This is a genomic window from Shewanella sp. BC20, from assembly GCF_003129585.1.
In the GTDB taxonomy this organism is placed as follows: Bacteria; Pseudomonadota; Gammaproteobacteria; order Enterobacterales; family Shewanellaceae; genus Shewanella; species Shewanella seohaensis.
Map to the genome: position 1 here is coordinate 222,731 of NZ_NHRI01000001.1, position 19,429 is coordinate 242,159.

The 19,429-nt window shown below is 46.9% G+C and carries 14 protein-coding genes; 6 read left to right on the top strand and 8 right to left on the bottom strand.

Annotated elements, in window-relative coordinates:
• Positions 1–134 precede the first annotated feature (134 nt).
• Together CBX96_RS00970 and CBX96_RS00975 are read right to left on the bottom strand one after the other, a co-directional pair.
• Entirely contained in the window at positions 135–644 is a 510-nt protein-coding gene (locus CBX96_RS00970; protein ID WP_109285402.1) for a GNAT family N-acetyltransferase, read from the bottom strand.
• Between the two features lie 28 nt (positions 645–672).
• On the bottom strand, positions 673–2,043 hold the full coding sequence (locus tag CBX96_RS00975; protein WP_011626763.1) for a magnesium transporter: 1,371 nt from the start codon (positions 2,041–2,043) through the stop codon (positions 673–675).
• A gap of 146 nt (positions 2,044–2,189) precedes the next feature.
• On the opposite strand from CBX96_RS00975, the gene CBX96_RS00980 reads away from it, so the two are divergent.
• Positions 2,190–2,675 carry a glutathione peroxidase gene (locus CBX96_RS00980; protein ID WP_011626764.1) on the top strand — a complete coding sequence of 162 codons (486 nt, stop codon included), beginning with the start codon at positions 2,190–2,192 and terminating at the stop codon, positions 2,673–2,675.
• Between the two features lie 599 nt (positions 2,676–3,274).
• Here the strand turns inward: CBX96_RS00980 and CBX96_RS00985 are convergent.
• From CBX96_RS00985 to CBX96_RS01005, 5 genes are all read right to left on the bottom strand, one after another.
• The gene (locus CBX96_RS00985; RefSeq protein WP_109285403.1) at positions 3,275–5,092 is read right to left on the bottom strand and encodes a M1 family metallopeptidase; all 1,818 of its coding nucleotides are present in this window, start codon (positions 5,090–5,092) and stop codon (positions 3,275–3,277) included.
• A 470-nt stretch (positions 5,093–5,562) separates the two neighbouring features.
• Positions 5,563–6,534 carry a PstS family phosphate ABC transporter substrate-binding protein gene (locus CBX96_RS00990; RefSeq protein ID WP_011626766.1) on the bottom strand — a complete coding sequence of 324 codons (972 nt, stop codon included), beginning with the start codon at positions 6,532–6,534 and terminating at the stop codon, positions 5,563–5,565.
• A gap of 226 nt (positions 6,535–6,760) precedes the next feature.
• Positions 6,761–8,059, bottom strand: a complete 1,299-nt coding sequence (phoR, locus tag CBX96_RS00995) for a phosphate regulon sensor histidine kinase PhoR (RefSeq protein WP_109285404.1) — start codon at positions 8,057–8,059, stop codon at positions 6,761–6,763.
• An 80-nt stretch (positions 8,060–8,139) separates the two neighbouring features.
• Entirely contained in the window at positions 8,140–8,829 is a 690-nt protein-coding gene (gene phoB, locus CBX96_RS01000) for a phosphate regulon transcriptional regulator PhoB (protein WP_011623460.1), read from the bottom strand.
• A 185-nt stretch (positions 8,830–9,014) separates the two neighbouring features.
• Entirely contained in the window at positions 9,015–9,959 is a 945-nt protein-coding gene (locus CBX96_RS01005) for a porin (protein ID WP_164717875.1), read from the bottom strand.
• 292 nt (positions 9,960–10,251) lie between these two features.
• On the opposite strand from CBX96_RS01005, the gene rdgC reads away from it, so the two are divergent.
• A complete protein-coding gene (rdgC, locus tag CBX96_RS01010; protein ID WP_086902322.1) occupies positions 10,252–11,166 on the top strand; it encodes a recombination-associated protein RdgC in 915 nt (304 codons plus the stop codon).
• 227 nt (positions 11,167–11,393) lie between these two features.
• Here the strand turns inward: rdgC and CBX96_RS01015 are convergent, their stop codons facing one another.
• Complete coding sequence (locus CBX96_RS01015) at positions 11,394–13,205, bottom strand: M61 family metallopeptidase (protein WP_109285405.1); 1,812 nt, start codon at positions 13,203–13,205, stop codon at positions 11,394–11,396.
• A 140-nt stretch (positions 13,206–13,345) separates the two neighbouring features.
• Here CBX96_RS01015 and CBX96_RS01020 point away from each other — a divergent pair, with 140 nt between their 5' ends.
• The 4 genes from CBX96_RS01020 to xni all read left to right on the top strand — a co-directional run bounded on the left by CBX96_RS01020 (position 13,346) and on the right by xni (position 19,423).
• Positions 13,346–15,508 carry a lipopolysaccharide assembly protein LapB gene (locus CBX96_RS01020; protein WP_109285406.1) on the top strand — a complete coding sequence of 721 codons (2,163 nt, stop codon included), beginning with the start codon at positions 13,346–13,348 and terminating at the stop codon, positions 15,506–15,508.
• A gap of 149 nt (positions 15,509–15,657) precedes the next feature.
• Positions 15,658–17,214, top strand: coding sequence for a GGDEF domain-containing protein (locus tag CBX96_RS01025; RefSeq protein WP_109285407.1), 1,557 nt, complete (start codon positions 15,658–15,660; stop codon positions 17,212–17,214).
• 56 nt (positions 17,215–17,270) lie between these two features.
• Positions 17,271–18,626 (top strand): nucleotide 5'-monophosphate nucleosidase PpnN, encoded by a 1,356-nt coding sequence (ppnN, locus tag CBX96_RS01030; RefSeq protein ID WP_109285408.1) that lies wholly within the window; start codon positions 17,271–17,273, stop codon positions 18,624–18,626.
• Positions 18,627–18,640: 14 nt separating this feature from the next.
• The gene (gene xni / locus CBX96_RS01035) at positions 18,641–19,423 is read left to right on the top strand and encodes a flap endonuclease Xni (protein ID WP_109285409.1); all 783 of its coding nucleotides are present in this window, start codon (positions 18,641–18,643) and stop codon (positions 19,421–19,423) included.
• Positions 19,424–19,429: the final 6 nt, after the last annotated feature.

The following is a 19,429-nucleotide window of genomic DNA, read 5'->3' on the forward strand; positions in this document are numbered from 1 at the left end:
TGGCGCGAATCATACCGAATAAAAAAAGAAAATCTGCATATTTAGCAGAGAGTCGAAAAGATTTTTGAATTTGAAACCAAACGAAAACCGGTAAAAAACACAAGCAAAACTTAAAGCAAACAATTTAGAAACATTTAACTTACTGGAACCCGATCTCCAACGAGGGATTGCATTATGCCATCGATATCCAGCTTATCTTCGAGGGCTAAGTAATACCAACCGACGGTATTCCCCGTTCCTCTAATACTTAAATAATTCCGCCAAAAGTGAAATCCGGCCTTGAGTAAATTCACTCGGCTGGCGTTGTTTTCATCTCGAATGGTGGCAAATAATAGGGCTATCCCCAGCGCTTTAGCCACTTCAATCCGCTTAAGGGTAAGCCCTTGGGCTATGCCACGGCGGCGGTACAAAGGCGAGACCACCAGATAACCTAGTTCCCCTACGGGGCCAGACCCCGCCTTAATCGCCGCGCAGCCAACCATCTCACCCTCGAGTGTTTTCGCCAATATTACAGCGCGGGACAGAGCAAAGGCCTGATGGTCGAGGGGATGCGCGTTGTCATCCCGTTGATCGATTAAGGCCGCCGCAGCCGCTAATTCGGCTGCGCTTTGGCAAAGGACAAATTGAATATCGTTTTGATTCATACAATTGAGTTAAACAACCAACATCCACTTAGAGATACAGTATCGTCGCCATGCCGAGGAAAGTGAAAAAACCCACCACGTCGGTCACTGTGGTTAAAATCACTGAGCCTGAGAGCGCCGCATCTTGGTTAAAACGCTGCAACACCATAGGGACAAACACCCCTGCCAGCGCCGCGACCGCCATATTGATCAAAATCGCGCACCCTATCACTATGCCTATGGTGCTGTCGGCAAACCACCAGCCCGCCACGAGTCCAATCACAATTGCCCACAGGGTACCATTGACTAAGCCAATACCTAACTCGTTCTTCATTAACGAGAATAAGTTACCCGCAGAGATCTGCCCCATCGCCATACCGCGGATCATCAAGGTGAGCGACTGACTCCCCGCAATCCCGCCCATGGACGCCACTATCGGCATCAACACCGCAAGAGCCACTACTTGCGATAAGACGTTCTCAAATAACCCAATGGTTGCCGAGGCCAAAAATGCAGTGAGTAAGTTAATCCCTAACCACACGGCGCGGCGCTGCGCACCTTTGATGATCGGGGCGAATAAGTCGTCGGACTCATCCATACCCGCGGTTGCCATTAATTGGGCTTCGTAATGTTCACGCACTAAGGCGGTAGCGGCCCTTAGGGTGACACGGCCAATCAGCTCCCCAGCCTCATCAATAACCGGTAACTCAATTTCGCGGCTGTGTTCAATTGCCTCGGCGGCATCGAGTAGCGTCGTATCTGCGGTTAAGGCGCGGCTATCTTCCGATAACAGTGAAATCAACGGTTCAGAGGGATCATGCTTGAAAATATCATAACGTCTGACCGTACCTAGGTATTTATCCGCCTCATCGACGATAAATAAGTTGTCGTTACAGTCGAGTTCGATTCGTCTGAAAAATCGCTGCGCTTGGGCCACAGTCGCCTTATCGCTGAGCACTAACATTTGATGATCGGTATAACGACCAATCTCATTTTCAGAGTATTGGTCGTACAACTCGAAGCGCTGCCGCTGGCGTTCACCCATTTGTGCCAAGGCGCGGTCGGTAAAACTTTCAGGGAGATAATCACTCCACTCAATCAAATCCTCAGGACTGAGCTGCGCGAACAGCAGATCCACCTCATTGTCGGGCATCTGCTTTAGGATCCCCATACGCGGATCGGCGCGCATTAAACTCAGCACTGTCACACGGTCACTAAACTCAACCTGTTGCCAACGCTCGTAACGCTCGTCTAAGGGTAAAGACTCTAGCACTAAGGCAACCGTGCCAGGCTCAGCTTCATTTAAGATTTCACTGAACACTTCAGCCTGTTCTTCACCTTCAACTTCAGTGAGTTGCTGAACAACCTGCCCGACATCGGCCTGTGTGTTTGTTTCGTATTCGGCTTCATGTTCAGTCACATAAACGCCCTTCTGCTGAGATAAAATTAGCGTAACTATATTGATATTGAAGAAGATTAGCAAATCCGCAAAATAAATTGCACACAAATCAATTGATAACAATCAAACTATTATTTATGCTAATCACCACACCTAAGGAGGTAATGATGACATCGACTATCTATAGCCACAGCGCAAACGACATTCAAGGCAATCCAACGGCACTGGCGCAATATCAAGGCAAAGTGATCTTAATTGTGAATACCGCCAGTGAGTGCGGTTTTACACCACAGTACAAGGGCTTAGAAGCGCTCTATCAAAAATATAAAGCGCAGGGATTGGTGGTTTTAGGCTTCCCATGCAATCAGTTTGGCGCCCAAGAAAAAGCCGACGAGAAAGGCATTCAAAGTTTTTGTGAACTCAACTTTGGCGTGAGCTTTCCACTGTTTTCGAAAATCGAGGTAAACGGTGAGCACACTCACCCTTTATACCAGTACCTCAAAAAAGCGGCGCCAGGCGTATTAGGCACGGAACGCATTAAGTGGAATTTCACTAAATTCTTAATTAATCGTCAGGGCGAAGTGGTCGCTCGCTTTGCGCCAACCACAAAACCAGAGGCCATTAGTGACAAGATAGAAGCGCTTTTAAAATAATCCGCACGCTATCCCATTGAAATTTTATTATTAAATAAAAAATTTAAGTTATTTTTTATTTTCGATGGAACTTTAATTCTATAAGCCCCTCAAACATATTGAACAGCGAATGTCTTTTTCATGTTCATCATTCTCCCTGGGGCTTCTAGCGCAGCCCCCTTGACCTAGGAATAGGTCACTAGGCAACCAATTGGTTGCCTTTTTTTATGTCTATGTTTTATATGTAAAATAAATGTAGCCGCTCACCAACGGCTCAATTTGCTGATGTCAGCAAGCCCAAAAATAAATTTAAATTTTTTAGCCGCCAACTGAACTTTATCAAAAGGTCTTAGTCTGACTATATGTAAGGATTAACAAATCCGCTTTGATGCAGAATTGATTGCTAAATGAAATGTTTAGCAAAGGATTAAATGGATAAAACCCGCCGTTTAATTCAATGAAACAGTTTCAAGTTATTGCATAGAGTCGAATTGGTTGGTCGTTCATCATCATCTCCCTTTTGGGAAACAATCGAATACACGCTAGCGCACTGCATTCCTTTGTCTCCTACTTTGATTCTTTTATGGCAACCTTAGGTTGCCATTTTTTTTATCTGTATTTTACCCCTTCAGCATTCTATCCAGTTGCACTTGAATCGAAGGATGGTATCCCGCCCGCGCACTGGCATAGATTTGTTGTAACTCAGCGTGGTAACCCGCAACCTGCAATTCAGCATAAAGTGGGCGGACAAACTTACCGCGGCCAATGCGCTGTAAATACGCACTTAAGGCGGGCAGCACGGGGTCGTAATGATTGCGGATAGCGACCCTAAACCAATCGCAGGCAATTTCAGCGTTAGTAGACTCGGTGAACTTAAAGGTATCGTCCAAATCCATCAGTTGTACCTGCGACACCACTTCGGGCAATTGAGTCAAAAAGTATTGCCAATGGTGGACTCGCCAGCCCTTAACCTTAAGCTCGCTGGCCGCTTTGCCCTGTAAGAAGTCATCCAAGGCGCTATCAACCTTATCTAAACTTCGTGATGTGGGCCCCACATAACCTTGCGGTAACCCTTCGCCATAAATCCATTCCTGCAGCTCAGCTTCGTTTATTTTATCGGGATAGGCTTCGACTAAAGCGACTTTCGCATATTCGACAAACACTTCGGTGGTGATCGCCTTAAAGGCAAAGTGCTGCACATAGGCAAACAGAAACTTATCGAACTCGACTCGGCCGAGGCGATGCTCTAGCTCATGGACGAACATCGATGCCTTATCGTAGGTAAAACGGTTAAAGGCCAAATTAGGATCGGCCTGCTGCACATTCGCGGGCAGGGTTTGCCTGTGGCGCGGTAACATGGCCATTTCTTCGGTTAATCGGCCAAATTCAATGACCCATTCCAGCTCGGCCTGCTCCTTACCATAAACGGCTTCGACAATCCGATTGGTGAAATAGGTTGTAAAGCCTTCATTCAACCAGAGATCGCGCCATGTGGCATTGCTCACCAAATTGCCCGTCCACGAGTGTGCCAACTCATGGGCTACGGTCGACACTAAGCTTTTATCCCCCGCAATCAGGGTTGGGGTTAAAAAGGCTAAACGCGGGTTTTCCATGCCACCAAAGGGAAAGCTCGGTGGCAAGATGATCATGTCATAACGCCCCCATGCATAAGGGCCTAAGAGCGATTGCGCCACATCCAGCATATGCTCAGTATCGGCAAACTCAGTAGCCGCGGCCTCTAACATGCAAGGTTCGGTATACACGCCGCTGCGCGGACCTATGGCTTGAAAGGCTAAGTCGCCCACCGCTAAAGCCAGCAAATGGGTGGGAATGGGCTTTTCCATCTCGAATTGGAATTGCCCCTCGAGCGGTGTATCCGGGTCGTTCATTGCACTCATCACGGCACGCATGCCCTTTGGCACCTCAACATGCGCATCGAAGGTTATTCGCACCTTTGGCGTATCCTGCAAGGGGATCCAACTGCGGGCATTAATGGGCTGAGACTGACTAAAGAGATAAGGTAATGCTTTGCCCGCCGTTTGTTCAGGCGTAAGCCACTGCAGCCCTTCAGCCTCCGGCGAGGTGTGGTAGCGAATGCAAACTTGCTTACACTGCCCTTGGGGTAACTGGATGACTAATTTCTGCCCGAGAATCTCATCAGCCGCTTCAAGATGAAATGCCAGCGCCGTTTCATCCTCTGTCGTGACCGATAAAATGTGTAAGTCGCGACTATCGAGCCATAACTCGCCAACCTGTGATTCTAGATAGCGCAGCGACAAAGTCGCCTTCCCCTGCAAACGACGAGCCGCAAAATCGACTTTAAGCGCGAGGGATAAATGCGTGACCTGTACTTGGTCGCTATTAGCAAAGGAATGGTAATCTCGGTTGTGATCCCAGGTTTGGGGTTCAATTGGGACTGGTTGGTTTTCTGGCGGCATCTGTTAAGCGACCTGTTATCGGTAAATGAGCTAACCCTATTATCGTTCGCTGATTTACTCCTACGCAATCGAATAAACCTTTCCGGCATCCGCATTTTGCAACAACGCTTGAGGTCGATAACGTGCCAGAATCGGCTTGAGTTAAGCTGTAAAAATAAAATTTACATATTTTTCAATGCATAAAGGTTATAAGAAAAAATATTTTCAAAAATTTTCTATTTTTGCTGAACTAATTTCGCGCCCTTGAGTCAGATATTATGAACCGAATCTTTGCAATGAGTTTCTTCGTTCATCATCATTCTCCTTTAGATGGTTTCTAGCGCGACCGTCCCCAGATTCCGAATTGGAATTTACAGCAACCTTATTAGGTTGCTTTTTTTATGCCCACTTTTCGGTCTTAAGCAGCAATGAATCTTCCCAAAAACAAAAAGGGCCTCCGAAGAGACCCTTAATGGTTTAGCGATTAAGAATTAGAGGCGGATGCCTAACTGTTCTAAATCTTTAGCAACTACGCTCTTAGGCAGAGTCACATAACCGTCTTTTTCTACCACTTGCTGACCTTGCTTAGACAGCACGTAACGGATGAATTCTTTTTCCATTGGTGCTAAGTCTTTGTTTGGTTGCTTGTTCACGTAGACATATAAGTAACGTGATAATGGGTAAGTACCGTTAGCAGCGTTTTCTGCAGTCGCTTCGATAAACTCGTTACCTTTCTTAGCGATAGCAACGGCTTTCACGCCAGCAGTTTTGTAACCGATACCAGAGTAACCGATAGCGTTCAGTGATTGAGAAACTGACTGAACCACAGAAGCAGAACCTGGTTGCTCGTTTACGTTGGCCTTGAAGTCACCTTTACACAGAGCGTGCTCTTTGAAGTAACCGTAAGTACCAGATACTGAGTTACGACCGTACAGTTGTACGTCTTTTGCTGACCAGTTACCGTCAAGACCTAACTCGCCCCAACGTTGGATATCGCTGCTACCACACTTGTGAGTAGAAGAGAAAATACCGTCAACTTGTTCAACAGTTAACCCTTTGATTGGGTTATCTTTGTGTACGAATACCGCTAAAGCGTCAATCGCAACACGAACTGCAGTTGGCTTGTAACCGTAGTGCTTTTCGAAGGCTTCTTCTTCGTTAGGCTTCATCTTGCGGCTCATTGGACCGAATTGTGAAGTGCCTTCGGTTAATGCTGGTGGCGCAGTAGAAGAACCAGCAGCTTGAATTTGGATGTTGACGTTAGGATACATCTGTTTAAATTCTTCAGCCCACAGAGTCATCATGTTGGCTAAGGTATCCGAACCTACAGACGAAAGGTTGCCTGATACACCACTTGCTTTCTCGTAAGTTGGCAGAGATTGATCAACAGATGCCATTGCAGTGGCAGAGAATACACCAGCGGCTGTGAGGGTCATCGCGCCGACAAGCTTTTTCAGTTTCATTATGTGCTCCAGTAATAAGCTAACTAATTTCTAACTTAAGTTTCTTCAGACGCAGCCAGTATCAATCGCTACAATGACAATTCTATGTCCAAGATGTGACACTTAGATGACAAAACACATTTTTCGTATTTTTTTGCAAAAAAGGTCATTACCCAGTACTGATAAAAACAAAACAGGCCCTAATGGCCTGTTTTAAATATAAAAATAAATTAAGTCTGCGCTGCCGTTATTTTTTACGGACGATCAAATGGTGTGGGATAACAAAGCTAAAGGTGCTGCCTTTGCCCAATTCACTGCTGATATTGAGCTCACTATGGTGATGACTCAGGGCATGTTTCACAATAGCTAAACCAAGGCCACTGCCACCGGTTTGCCTTGAGCGCGCACTGTCGACACGATAAAAGCGCTCGGTTAAGCGACTAATATGCTGCGGCGCAATCCCCTCGCCCGTATCCGTCACACTAAAGAGGCCTCCAGTTGCCACACTGCGCCATTGCACGGTAATTTTGCCGCCGGGTTCTGTGTAGCGAATCGCATTCGAAATCAAATTAGAACAAGCACTTCTAAGCTGTAACTCATTGCCATGGGAGTTGAGTCCCGCCTCGCAATGGAAACTCAGTTCGTACTTATCCTGCGCCAGAGCCTTGGCCTCTTCCTTCAAGACCTCCATCAACTGCGCCATATTCACCGTATTCTCAAGGTTAATATCGACCGCATCTTCGATACGCGATAACACCAACAGCTGCTCCACCATCGACTGCATTCGCCGCGTCTGTTGTTGCATTAAGGCTAAGGGCTTGGCGTTCATCGAATCGGGTTCGGCCATGCTTTGCATCATCTCTAAATAACCCTGCAATACAGTGAGTGGGGTTTTTAGTTCGTGTGACACATTGGCGACAAATTCTTTACGCATGCCTTCGAGTTGTCTTATCCGCGTAATATCACGGGCGATCAGCAGCAACTGTCTATCACCATAGGACATGATACGAATTTCGAGTAGGCGCCTATCCGAGACAGGTGAGGCCAACTCTAAGGGCTCCTTATATTCTCCCAACTTAAGGTAAGCGGAAAAATCAGGATGACGGATCAAGTTATCAATCCGTTGACCATTATCCTGTGGCCAGACAAAGCCTAAAATCAGCTGCGCTAACTTGTTACACCATAAGATATTGTGCTCTGAGTCGAGCACGACTGCCGCATCGGGCAAGGCCTCGGCGCCTTGGCGAAAACGTCCTAGCAAGGCGGCTAATTGGCCAACTCGGCGACGATTTTTCCCCTGCAAACGGTATATGCCGTTGAACACCCCTTCCCAACTGCCACTGCCCTGGGGAGGCGTTAATTTTCTGTCACGCCATAACCAAAAATTGAGACGAGCTAACTGACGGTAATGCCAGAACACCAGTCCTAGCAATCCAATGATAAGTATCCAGAGGGGTTTCCCTACCAATAAACCAATTAGCAAACATAGCAGTAAGAACACCGCTAAGCGCGAAAACAACCGGTACCCTGAATAAGAGTCGAACATAAGTAAACCCAGACATCAGGCTAAATAAGAGGAGCACAAGATAGCTTAAAAGCTAACCTGTGCCTATCTCTTATTTGGCACTAAATGCGCGTAGAGAAACGATAACCAGCCCCACGAACCGTTTGAATGAGGCGGTCATGACCCGACTCTTCGACCGCTTTACGCAAGCGACGGATGTGCACATCGACGGTTCTGTCTTCTACATACACATTGGTTCCCCAGACGTTATCGAGCAGCTGTTCGCGGCTGTAAACACGTTCAGGGTGTGTCATAAAGAAGTGTAATAAACGGAATTCCGTTGGCCCCATATCGAGTACGGTATCGCCAACACTCACCCTGTGGCTCACAGGGTCGAGTAACAATCCTTGTACATCGATGGTTTCTTCGAGGCGGGTCGGTGCGCTACGGCGCAACACAGCCTTGATACGCGCCACCAGCTCCTTGGGTGAGAACGGTTTAGTGATATAGTCATCGGCGCCCACTTCGAGGCCCTTAACCTTATCTTCCTCTTCACCTCGAGCGGTTAACATAATAATGGGGATCTGACGGGTAAACTCATCCTGCTTGAGGCGTTTGGCCAATTGAATACCACTTCCACCAGGAAACATCCAATCCAACAAAATCAGATCGGGGTAAGGCTCCTTTAGCAGCGCAATGGCCGAATCAAAATCTTCCGCCGCAGAGGTTGTAAACCCATGCTGTTCCATTACAAAAGTCAGCATCTCACGGATGGCTAACTCGTCTTCTACTATCAATATCCTTGCAGTCATAAGTGATTTTCTGTCAGTGAATGTCAACACGGTTATTATTAGTCATTTTTATTACAGATTTATGAATAAGCGTGCCGCAAAAGCGATATTGTCGCGATAATTGTCATATTAAGTTTATATAACTGTTTGTTTATCGCAATAAAAAAGGAGGCCTAAGCCTCCTTAATTCAACCTTAATGCTGAGATTAGAACTTGTGTTCTAAGCCAACACCGATGTATTTGTCATCGTCGTTAGACGCTTCCATAGAGCGGTTAGTATAGAAAGCAAACACTTTTGTTGGCTTACCTAAGCTGTAGTCCGCACCCACTGACCATGAATCACCTAAGTCTTCCATGTCTTGGTATTGGGCTTTTAATGTCACAGCGTTGATATCGTAAGCTGCGCTTAACAGGTAACCGTTCACGCTGTCAGTGTTAACAGGTAAAGCGTTTTTGTAGGTTTGTTCCTGTTGTTGGTACATACCACCTAAGGTTAAATCAGCGATTTTACCTTGTACTGATGCACGCAGGATTTCGTAACCTTTTACGTCAGAATCGTAAGCGATAGCGGCGTAGAAAGGTGATTTTTTCAGTTTAGCGTCACCGTACATAGCGGCTAAGCTGAAACCGTCTTGAGCTTGCTGGTCAGCATCGCCTTCAGCGGCATAAGTTGCACCAAATACGAAACCACCGATTGAAGGTGACAGGTAAGTTGCAGTTTGGCCTAAACGGTTTTCACCTTTGAACAGGCTCTTTAAGTCACCTGATAAATCGTTGAACTGGTCAACGTTACCTTGAGAGATCTTTAACAGAGTGTCGTTGCGACCAACAGAGAAAGAACCAAATGCACCTTTTAAACCAACGAATTGGTTACGGGCTTTGAAGTTGTCGCTTGTTGCAGCGCCAGTATCCACTTCGTACTCTACTGTGTAAAACGCTTCCAGCGAGCTAGACAGTTCGAAATCACCCTTCACACCAAAACGAGAAGCATTACTTTGAATAGTTGTTGTAGAATCACCTTTCTCATCATTTGATTGAGCGGTAACGTTCAACTTACCATAAACAGTCAGTGGCTCAGCGGCATAAGCAGAAGCCAGAGTTGCAGAAGCTAGCGCAGAAGCAAGTAGAGTTTTACAAAAAACGTTCATCATTTAATCCTTTCGACGTTATGTTCGTCTTGGTTATTGGTTTGGAACGACCGAAAGTTTGCAATGAATCTGTTTCAGTTTTATTTCAATTGTGACAACTTGGGTCAGCCACCACGAAACCGCACTCCCCCTCAAAGATAAAACCGAGTAATACCAAGGGTTACAGGCAGATTTTTTCCAATGTTACATTTTGATGAATTCTGCAACCGGGGCAAAATTTAACGATTTAAGGTAGGTTTACCCCGCTGCAACTATGCCGTAAACTGCGACTTTATTTTTCCAATGAGCGCATCTTATGTGGTTTAAAAATCTTACTCTTTACCGTTTCAATAAACCTTTTTCCATCGAGACAGAAGCACTTGAAACCGCACTCGCCGATTTCACATTTTCCCCGTGCGGCAGCCAAGACGTCAGCAAATTTGGGTTTTCCAATGCCTTAGGTAAACAGGGCAGCACCTTAGTGCACAGCGCCAACAATCGTCACCTTATCTGTGTCACTAAAGAAGAAAAAATTCTGCCAGGCCAAGTGATTAAAGAATCATTAGAAGAAAAAGTGGCGCAAATTGAAGATGAAGAAAATCGTAAGCTCGCCAAAAAAGAAAAAGATGCGCTGAAAGATGAAATCATCACTAGCCTATTACCACGCGCCTTTTCACGTCGCAGCCAAACTCGCGCGCTGATTTTACCTGAGCTGGAAATGATCCTCGTTGATAGCTCTAGCGCCACTAAAGCCGAAGAATTATTAGCCTTATTACGCAAGGCCTTAGGCAGCTTGCCAGTGATCCCATTAAGCTTTAAAGCGCCAGTTGAATCAAACCTCACTCAATGGTTAAAAGATGGCAGCGCACCATTACCCTTTGAAATGCAAGATGAAGCCGAGTTGAAATCGGCCGCCGATGAAGGCGGTATCGTGCGCTTTAAGCAGCAAGATCTGAAAGAAGATGAAGTACTTGCCCACCTTGAAACCGGCAAAGAAGTGCATAAGCTCGCCCTGCACTTTGGCCAATCAATTGCGCTACTGCTGCAATCCGACGCCAGCGTAAAACGCTTAAAATTCTCCGAAGAATTTAGAGCGGGTAATGATGAGCTAGGTAATGAAGATCCAATGGCGCGTCTCGATGCCGACTTTGCCTTAATGGGCAGTGAGTTAGTCGCGCTGATGCACGCCCTAGTTTCGGCATTAGGCGGCCTTGAAGAGACTCAAGCTTAGACTTAACGCTTAAGCAAGCTGATAAAGCACAGCCATATTTAGCGAAAGCGCCAAACGAGCTTAAGCTAAATCAAACGAAATAATGTATAAAGGCGCCGCAGTTGAACTTAGCTCACTGCGGCGCCTTCTTAGTATCGATGACTGAAGTAATACATTGGCAGCGATTCGAGGGAGCGATTCAAGTATGCCAACCTTAATTGCCGCCACTCACTCAAATCGCAAACGGACTAGCTTTTCGTCAGCAGCTCACCCTTATTATCGAACGGCCAATCAATGCCAAGCCAGGCTTTGAAGAAGGCTTTTTGCTGCTTAGTCGCCTTTACATCGCCTTTTAGCGCTAGCTTACCGCTTTGTTTCTCACCTAAGGTTAACGCCACTTGCTTGATTTTGTCGTTGTTAAATAAGGTGATTTCGACCTTATCACCCACTTTAAAGTCTTTGATGCGTTTATCGAAACCTTGTGCCGTGACCTTTAAGCCATTAATCGCGAGGATCTCATCCCCTGCCACGATACCGGCCTGCCAAGCGGGGCCATTACGCAAGACTTGAGAAAGCACTAAAGAGCCATGTTCGCTGCTTAAAGTCATGCCCGTAAAAGGCTCAGCTTTAGAGTCTTTACCATAGGACATCACTAAACCTGCCTGAGACAACAGGCCTGAAAACTCAAGACTTAGAGGACTATTCACATGGCTCTGCCACCAGGGGCCATAATCCTTACCCGATAAGTCCTTCAGTATTTGCTGCACATCGGCCACAGTGTAACCCTTAGGCACGCGGTAATCCTGATAGAGTTTACGATGAACATCGCGATATGAGTGGGCAAGATTCGAGTCAGTCAGCAGGGAGAAATCCAGCGCCAGTGAGGCTAAATAACCTTCAGAGTAAATATTCACACTGTGGTTAATGGCATAATCACCACCCGCGCTGCTCCACTCCCCTAAACTGGCCTCGGCCACAGATTGAATTTCGCGCCCGGGTGTCAGCTCACTCTTCTCAATGCGTTTAGCGAGATCTTCTAAAAACTCCTTAGGTGTCATCACTCCTGCACGCAGCAGTAACTGACCTTGGAAATAACTGGTCGAGCCCTCGGCAATCCACAAAAGTTCAGTCATGTTTTCATGCTGATAATCGTAAGGGACCAAACCCGCTGGACGATAGGCTTTAACGTTCCAGGTATGAATAAACTCATGGGAGGCGGTGCTGATAAAGCGTAGGTAGTCCTTACGCTCGCGAAAACTAAACCGAGGTAGTTGGATGACCGTCGAGTTCAAATGTTCGGTTGCGCCACTCGCGCCGCTAGTGGCGTGCACCATATACACATAACGCTCAAAGGGATAACCATCCCAAATCGCCTTGGCTTGACCACTCAGCGCGGTTAAATCTTTCACCACCTTGTCGGCATCGTAGTTGCCTTCGCCCCACAGTACTAACTCATAGTCTTTACCATTAGCACTGAAGGTTTTGTGGGTGCTCACGCCGGTTTCGATGGGCGAATCAATCAGCACATCATAATTAGGCGCCACAAAGGAATGCGCCGCGTTGCCTGACGACATACCCGAATAACTTTGCCAGTTCTCGGGAACCGTTAACTGTACTGCGACAGCATCGGCTCGAAATTGCGGGCTATACATAAATACGCCACTGGCATCTAAATAGGCGTGGGTAGCATCGATATGACGCACACGTTGACCTAATTCATTGGCATAAAGCTGATAATTCACTGTCACGCTGGTGGGCTTATCGAGGGCTATTTGCCATTCACCGCTGGCGGTGCGTTTCCATGGCAGTGCGTTGCCTCGTGCATCGGTCGCGCTAAATAAACGCACACCGTCGGATAAAGGTAACACTTGATATTTCCCCGTACGCCACACGGGAAGATTGACATTGAACTCACCCGCTTTAGCCTCGGGGAAGGTCACACTCACCTTCGCAAGGTGATGTTCTGGTTGGCTTAAATCAATTTTGTAATCCACATCGGCAAATACGTTAGCCGACCCTAATACACTTAATACCAAAATAGATAATCTACTGGGTTTCACTCTGACTTCCTTCCGTCTTCTGTTATTATGCTTCTTATATTTTTTCCAAGTATAACAAGTCGATGTAGCATCCTCATTAGGCGCTAACAAAAGCTAACAAAATAAGTTCCTTGACTTAGGGAATATAGGGCCACCTACACATGCATAAACTCATTGTTATTTTCGTGACCTTGTTGATGTCTATTTCTTTTCAAACAAAGGCTACCGATCTTGAGGCCGAAGAAATAGAATTGCGTGAAACGCCGCAGAAGATGTATGACAGACTTAACCAGTCCATCTCTTTTCCTATTGCCTTTAAGAATCGTGAACAATTTGAACGTGCCGCCCAAGAGCAGGGTTACAGCAGTGATGAATTCGAGCATATTCTGCAACTGCTTGCGCGGTTAAATCTCGAGCCAAATGTGAAATCCAAAGTTGGGTTTCAAGACGCCAATAGCCTGATTGAATTACTGGCAAGCATAGCGCAGAGTCCCTTCGAACAAGCCACAGTCGCTATGCTCAAGGGGCGTTATATCGGCCGTACCGAACAAAAATACCAAGAGGCCATCGCATTTTATAATGAGGCGCTGACACGGATTAACGACAGTTATGATGTGGAATCCATGCTGCTAAAGCACACCATTCATGAACATTTAGGCGGATTGCACCTCGTCATCCGCCAAGATGTGCCCGCGTTAATGCATTTTCATACCTACCGCGATATCGCCTACAAGCTTAGAAACGACTACCTTATCGCGGCGGCCGAATCGAAACTTGGGCATTATTACAATAAAAATCAACAACTCACTAAATCATTACAACACTATAGCGAAGCAATTCGCCTGTCTAATCGCTCCAATTATCCTTCGATGAAAACCCACCTGCAGCTGCAACTGGCGAAGGTGTATCGGGATTTAAAACAATGGGATGAAGCCTTAAAGAATGCCCATGAGGCTGCAGCAGGTTTCAAAAAACTGGGCAACGACACTTATTTATCAAGCTGTATGACGGTCATCGCCATGGTGTATGGTGAACAAGGTGATTGGAACCGCGCCATCGATTACTACCTAAATGCCCAGCAGCTCGACGCCAAACGCGGTAACTACATCGCGCAAGGGCTAAATTTTCACAATCTCGGCCAAGCCTATTCACACCTTCATGATGAGGTAAACGCCCTCAAATACTTATTGATGGCGAATCAGATATTTCAAGAAAAACAAAGCCATCACTATTTAGTCTATAACGAACTGCTTATCGGTGAGATTGCCCAATCGAAGGAAGATTGGCCGCTGATGATGAGCCACGCCGAGAATGCTTTGGCTCTCGCCAGTGATTTAAAATTGCAGGATGAGCAAAAATCGGCGCTGACACAAATCGCCCTGTCTGCGGAAAAGCTCAACGACCAAGCTAAAGTGATTAGCACACAAAAGCGCATTATCGAATTGAGCGAAGCACTCGAAAGCACAGCCAAAGATCCATCGGTTTCCGCCTCCGTGCTGGCCGAGCAGCAACTCAAGCTCGAACTCAGCATGTTGCAAGGCAAACTGAACGATGCGGTTGAAACCACTAAAAATACTAACAAATTGCTGGCCTTTAGTGGCCTGATTGCGACTGTACTCTTAGTGGGGATCATCATACTGCTCAATCAGCGCCTTAAGCACAAACGCCAAAACGCCATGCTGCAGCAGTTAAGCCTCGAAGAGCCTTTTACCCACCATCAGGGATATGCCGCGCTATTAAAGGATCTCGCCCAAAGCACAGCGAATGCGCCCACAGCCGCCCTCGCCTTAATTGAATTTCGCGAGCATGTCAGTACCGATCTGAATCACGGCCAATATTTTGCCAATGCCATTACACGCCAATTAACTGGCCATATCACTAATGCATTGTCGATGCCCGTGTATGTGATCCGTCAGGGCTTGTTTGCCGTAAGATTTACCGAGGCAGAAGAACCACAGCGGGTATTACAAACACTGCGGGCACAGCTGGATACCAACGGCATGGGCTATCATTTTAATTTAGGCTGGATTAGCTTACCGCTGTTGACTAAAGCAGAAATCAAAATAGCCCCTAAATTACTGTTTGAAACCCTGCAAATGGCACTTGCAGGCGCGCGCAGTTTGCCGAATGACACTAGCCATTATGTGAGCCTTAGAGCCTTAGATTTTGTGCCACCGACACTCTTTGCCGATCCGCTATTTTTGCACCTCGAAAAAGGGATTGAACGCGGCCTGATAAGGGTCGAGACCAGCGCAACCAAAGACGACATCATTTGGCCCTGCTGGGAAAATAACCAAGATCGACATTTATTAGAAAATATTTGATCAATATCGACAATTAATCATCGTGGCATGGGGAAAGCAATTTGCACTCTACCGCCATTGTTATAACATTAGAAGCATATGAGTTTACCGCTAATCTGGACAGAGGACGTCATGCTTGTTAGCCCTACAGAGTTAGGAAAATACTCCGGATGAAGGATTCCAACGCGACAGTGACACAGCTGGCATTGCTTCAGCAAAAACTTCACTCGGCAAAATTGGCCCTCGATGAAGTAAACGAAGACAGGAATGCTAAGTTACAAACACTACTCCAATTTATTGGCCATTTAAGTCTTGCCTGCAAAGGGCAGAATTTAGAACTGGATAATAAACTTGCCAAACTTCGCCACAATTTAAATACCTTTGAGCGAGTCGATGAAGCATTACCGGAGTTGGTTGATGTTGAACGCCTGTTAAAGGGTCAGTACAACCACGTGATGGTGCAACTGGAAGAGAGCCGCACTGGGCTTGCTCAAGTCATTCGCCAAATCCAACGGGTTAACTCGGCGCCAGAAAAACTCAAAAAAGAAGTTAACTACTTCAAGCAAGATCTTTCAAAACCGTTCCACACTGTGTGGGAATATATTCCTAAAGTTAAACAAATCATTGGCTTCTACGATACCATCCTGCAGCAGCAGTTCAACGAGACTGAAAAGCTCGATGTCTTGCCTAAGCACAGGCAACTCGCCCACGAACTGGCGCAGATGATTTCGGAAATCGAGTTTCGTAAAGATCAACGTGACCAAGTGCTGGTGATTAAAGAGCTGCTGGCATCGGAAGTCGAAATCGATACCTTGCTCGAAGCCTATCAAACCATTTTATCTCTGCTGCTCGATAACATCGCCCGCGAAAAATCGGCCTCACAAGAGTTTTTGTACGCCCTAAACGATGCTTTAGCCGCGGTACGTGAAGTCGTGAGTGAATCCTACAATCACAACCAGCGCAGTTTTCAGCTTAAAACCCAGCTCAACCGTGAAATCAATTCGCGCGTCGATAATGTGGGTGAAGCCATTATCGATACCGACGATATTGTCGATCTTAAAGCCCAGTTGACCGAGCAGCTTAGCTCGATTCGCTCCGCCCTCGCCCGCAAAGAAGCCTTAGAGCAACGTGAACAAGCTTTGCTGCGCAAGTCGATGGAAACAATGCGCAAAGAGCTTAACGAGTTGAGCAACGAGGCGAACACCTATAAAGAGCGACTCTTCGAGCAACAAAAACTCAATCTATTGGACAGCTTAACCCAGCTCCCTAACCGTGCAGCCCTCGAAGAGCGCATGGAACTTGAGTACCGCAATTATCAGCGCCATAAAAGCCCGCTGTGGATTGCGGTGGCCGATATCGACCACTTTAAGAGTATCAATGACAGCTTTGGCCACAGCACGGGCGATAAAACCCTGCAGGTCATCGCCATGGCATTAAAGAACTCTCTACGGGATACCGAGTTTGTCGCCCGCTACGGCGGCGAAGAGTTTGTGCTCATCCTGCCAGATATTGGCGGAGGCGACATTGCTCAACTTTTAAACAGAGTCCGTGAAAAAGTAAAAAATATTCCATTTAAATTTAAAAATCAGCGAATTACAGTTACAGTATCTATAGGGGCTGCGCAGGTTATGGGGAACGAGCTCATACATGAAACCTTCGAGCGCGCCGATGCAGCACTCTACAAAGCAAAACATGAAAGCAGAGACAGGGTTGTGATTGACGTATAACAAAGTCCGCCTATACGTCGCTAGTTATCACTCCTGTCGAGACGAAGGAGTGATAAATGATAGTAAAAGTCAGCCCAAAGGGCAGCATGGATCAGCTTTCACAACTTGAAGTTGATCGCCTCAAAAAAAGCGCCAAGAGCGCCCTATATCAACTGTATCGTAACTGCTCACTCGCCGTACTCGCCGCAGGCCTCAAGACCGACAACTCTAAAGCGCTATTCGAGCAATATCAGAACTTCGATATCAATGTGCTTCAACGTGAACGTGGGGTTAAACTAGAGCTTATCAATCCCCCCGAGCAAGCCTTCGTCGACGGCCAAATTATCACAGGGATCCAAGAACACTTGTTTTCGGTGCTCAGGGACATCCTCTATATCAGCGATAAATACGACACCCTAAAGCATATCAACCTCACTAACGCGAGCCACATTACTAACGTGGTGTTCGATATTTTGCGTAATGCCCGCGCCATTGCACCGATGAAAGACCCCAATGTGGTCGTCTGTTGGGGTGGTCACAGCATTAACGCTGTCGAATACCAATACACCCGTGAAGTGGGCTATCAACTTGGTCTAAGGGAATTAGATATTTGCACCGGCTGCGGCCCTGGCGCGATGGAAGGTCCGATGAAGGGCGCCGCCATTGGTCATGCAAAACAACGGATTAAAAACGCCCGTTATATTGGTCTCACAGAGCCCAGTATTATTGCCGCCGAGCCGCCCAATCAGATTGTTAACGAGCTGGTGATCTTACCCGATATCGAAAAACGCCTCGAAGCCTTCGTGCGCTTAGGCCACGGCATTATCATCTTCCCCGGCGGTGCGGGTACCGCCGAAGAGCTACTGTATATTTTGGGCATTTTGCTCAATAAAGAAAATCAGGATACCCCCTTCCCACTGGTGCTCACTGGCCCCAGTGAGAGCGCGGATTATTTTATTAAAATTGATGAGTTTATCGCCGCCACCTTGGGGCCTCAGGCGCAGCAAAAATATCAAATCATCATAGACAATCCCGCCGAAGTCGCGCGGGTGATGAAGCAAGGCATGGAGCAAGTGAAAACCCATCGCCGCGCCACCGGCGATGCCTATCAATATCAATGGGGACTGAAGATAGAACCCGAGTTCCAATTGCCCTTTATCCCTAGCCATGAGGTGATGGCCAACTTGAATTTACATTATCAAGCCAATAAAGCCGAGCTGGCCGCCAATTTGCGTAAAGCATTTTCGGGTATCGTGGCAGGTAATGTAAAATCAGACACCATCAAGCAGATTGAACAACTAGGCCCCTTCCACATTAAAGGGGATCCACATTTAATGGAGCTGATGGACAATTTGCTGGGCGCCTTTGTCGCCCAACATAGGATGAAACTGCCGGGAAGCGCGTATGTTCCCTGCTATCAAATAGTGAAGTAAAACAATAACCGCCAATGAATAAGTTTTTAATTATCGATGGTCTCAACTTAGTTCGCCGCATTTATGCGGCGATCCCTGATGAGAACGATATGGACAGTTTAACGGAGCGTGTGAGTGTCGCCTGCACTAAACTGCTGCGCATTCACCACCCGACCCATGTCGCCATCGTCTGGGATGGTGATGAGATCTCCTGGCGTAAACAGCTTTACCCCGATTATAAAAAGGGCCGTAAACCTATGCCCGAGCCTCTGGCTGCGGGCTTACCGGCACTGCAGGAACACCTAAAAAGCTTACCAATCCAATCGATTTATGCCGCAGCCGAGGCCGATGATGTTATCGCCACCCTTGCGATGAAAACCGCTAAAGCCCAAGGTGAAGCCGTTATAGTGTCAACCGATAAAGGCTTTAGCCAACTCAATCACCCGCGTATCAGTCAATGGGATCATTTTAATCAGCAGTACCTCAACATCGCTGAGCTTGAGCAAAAATTGGGCGTCGATCGCAGCCAATTTCTTGATTTAATGGCACTGGCGGGTGATAGCGGCAATAAAATCCCCGGCATCGCAGGCATAGGCCCCAAATCGGCGGCAGAATTACTGCGAACCTTCAGAACCCTAGCGGCGCTGTTTTCTTCTCTGCCCAATCTTGGCGCAAAACAAGCCAAGAAACTCGCCGAAGGCCGAGACATGGCTCGCCTCAGTTATAAATTAGCCCAGTTACAAATCGATTTACCCTTAAACATCAACCTCAAGGATTTTAGGGTCAACGGCCACGCCAATACGCCGCAGGTCGATTAGCACCTA

Coding starts and splice junctions, on each gene's coding strand:
- ppnN (WP_109285408.1), top strand. CDS start 17,271: ATGATAGTAAAAGTCAGCCCAAAGGGCAGCATGGATCAGCTTTCACAA.
- CBX96_RS00970 (WP_109285402.1), bottom strand. CDS start 644: ATGAATCAAAACGATATTCAATTTGTCCTTTGCCAAAGCGCAGCCGAA.
- CBX96_RS01025 (WP_109285407.1), top strand. CDS start 15,658: ATGAAGGATTCCAACGCGACAGTGACACAGCTGGCATTGCTTCAGCAA.
- CBX96_RS00990 (WP_011626766.1), bottom strand. CDS start 6,534: ATGAAACTGAAAAAGCTTGTCGGCGCGATGACCCTCACAGCCGCTGGT.
- CBX96_RS00980 (WP_011626764.1), top strand. CDS start 2,190: ATGACATCGACTATCTATAGCCACAGCGCAAACGACATTCAAGGCAAT.
- CBX96_RS01020 (WP_109285406.1), top strand. CDS start 13,346: ATGCATAAACTCATTGTTATTTTCGTGACCTTGTTGATGTCTATTTCT.
- phoR (WP_109285404.1), bottom strand. CDS start 8,059: ATGTTCGACTCTTATTCAGGGTACCGGTTGTTTTCGCGCTTAGCGGTG.
- CBX96_RS00985 (WP_109285403.1), bottom strand. CDS start 5,092: ATGCCGCCAGAAAACCAACCAGTCCCAATTGAACCCCAAACCTGGGAT.
- rdgC (WP_086902322.1), top strand. CDS start 10,252: ATGTGGTTTAAAAATCTTACTCTTTACCGTTTCAATAAACCTTTTTCC.
- CBX96_RS01005 (WP_164717875.1), bottom strand. CDS start 9,959: ATGATGAACGTTTTTTGTAAAACTCTACTTGCTTCTGCGCTAGCTTCT.
- xni (WP_109285409.1), top strand. CDS start 18,641: ATGAATAAGTTTTTAATTATCGATGGTCTCAACTTAGTTCGCCGCATT.
- phoB (WP_011623460.1), bottom strand. CDS start 8,829: ATGACTGCAAGGATATTGATAGTAGAAGACGAGTTAGCCATCCGTGAG.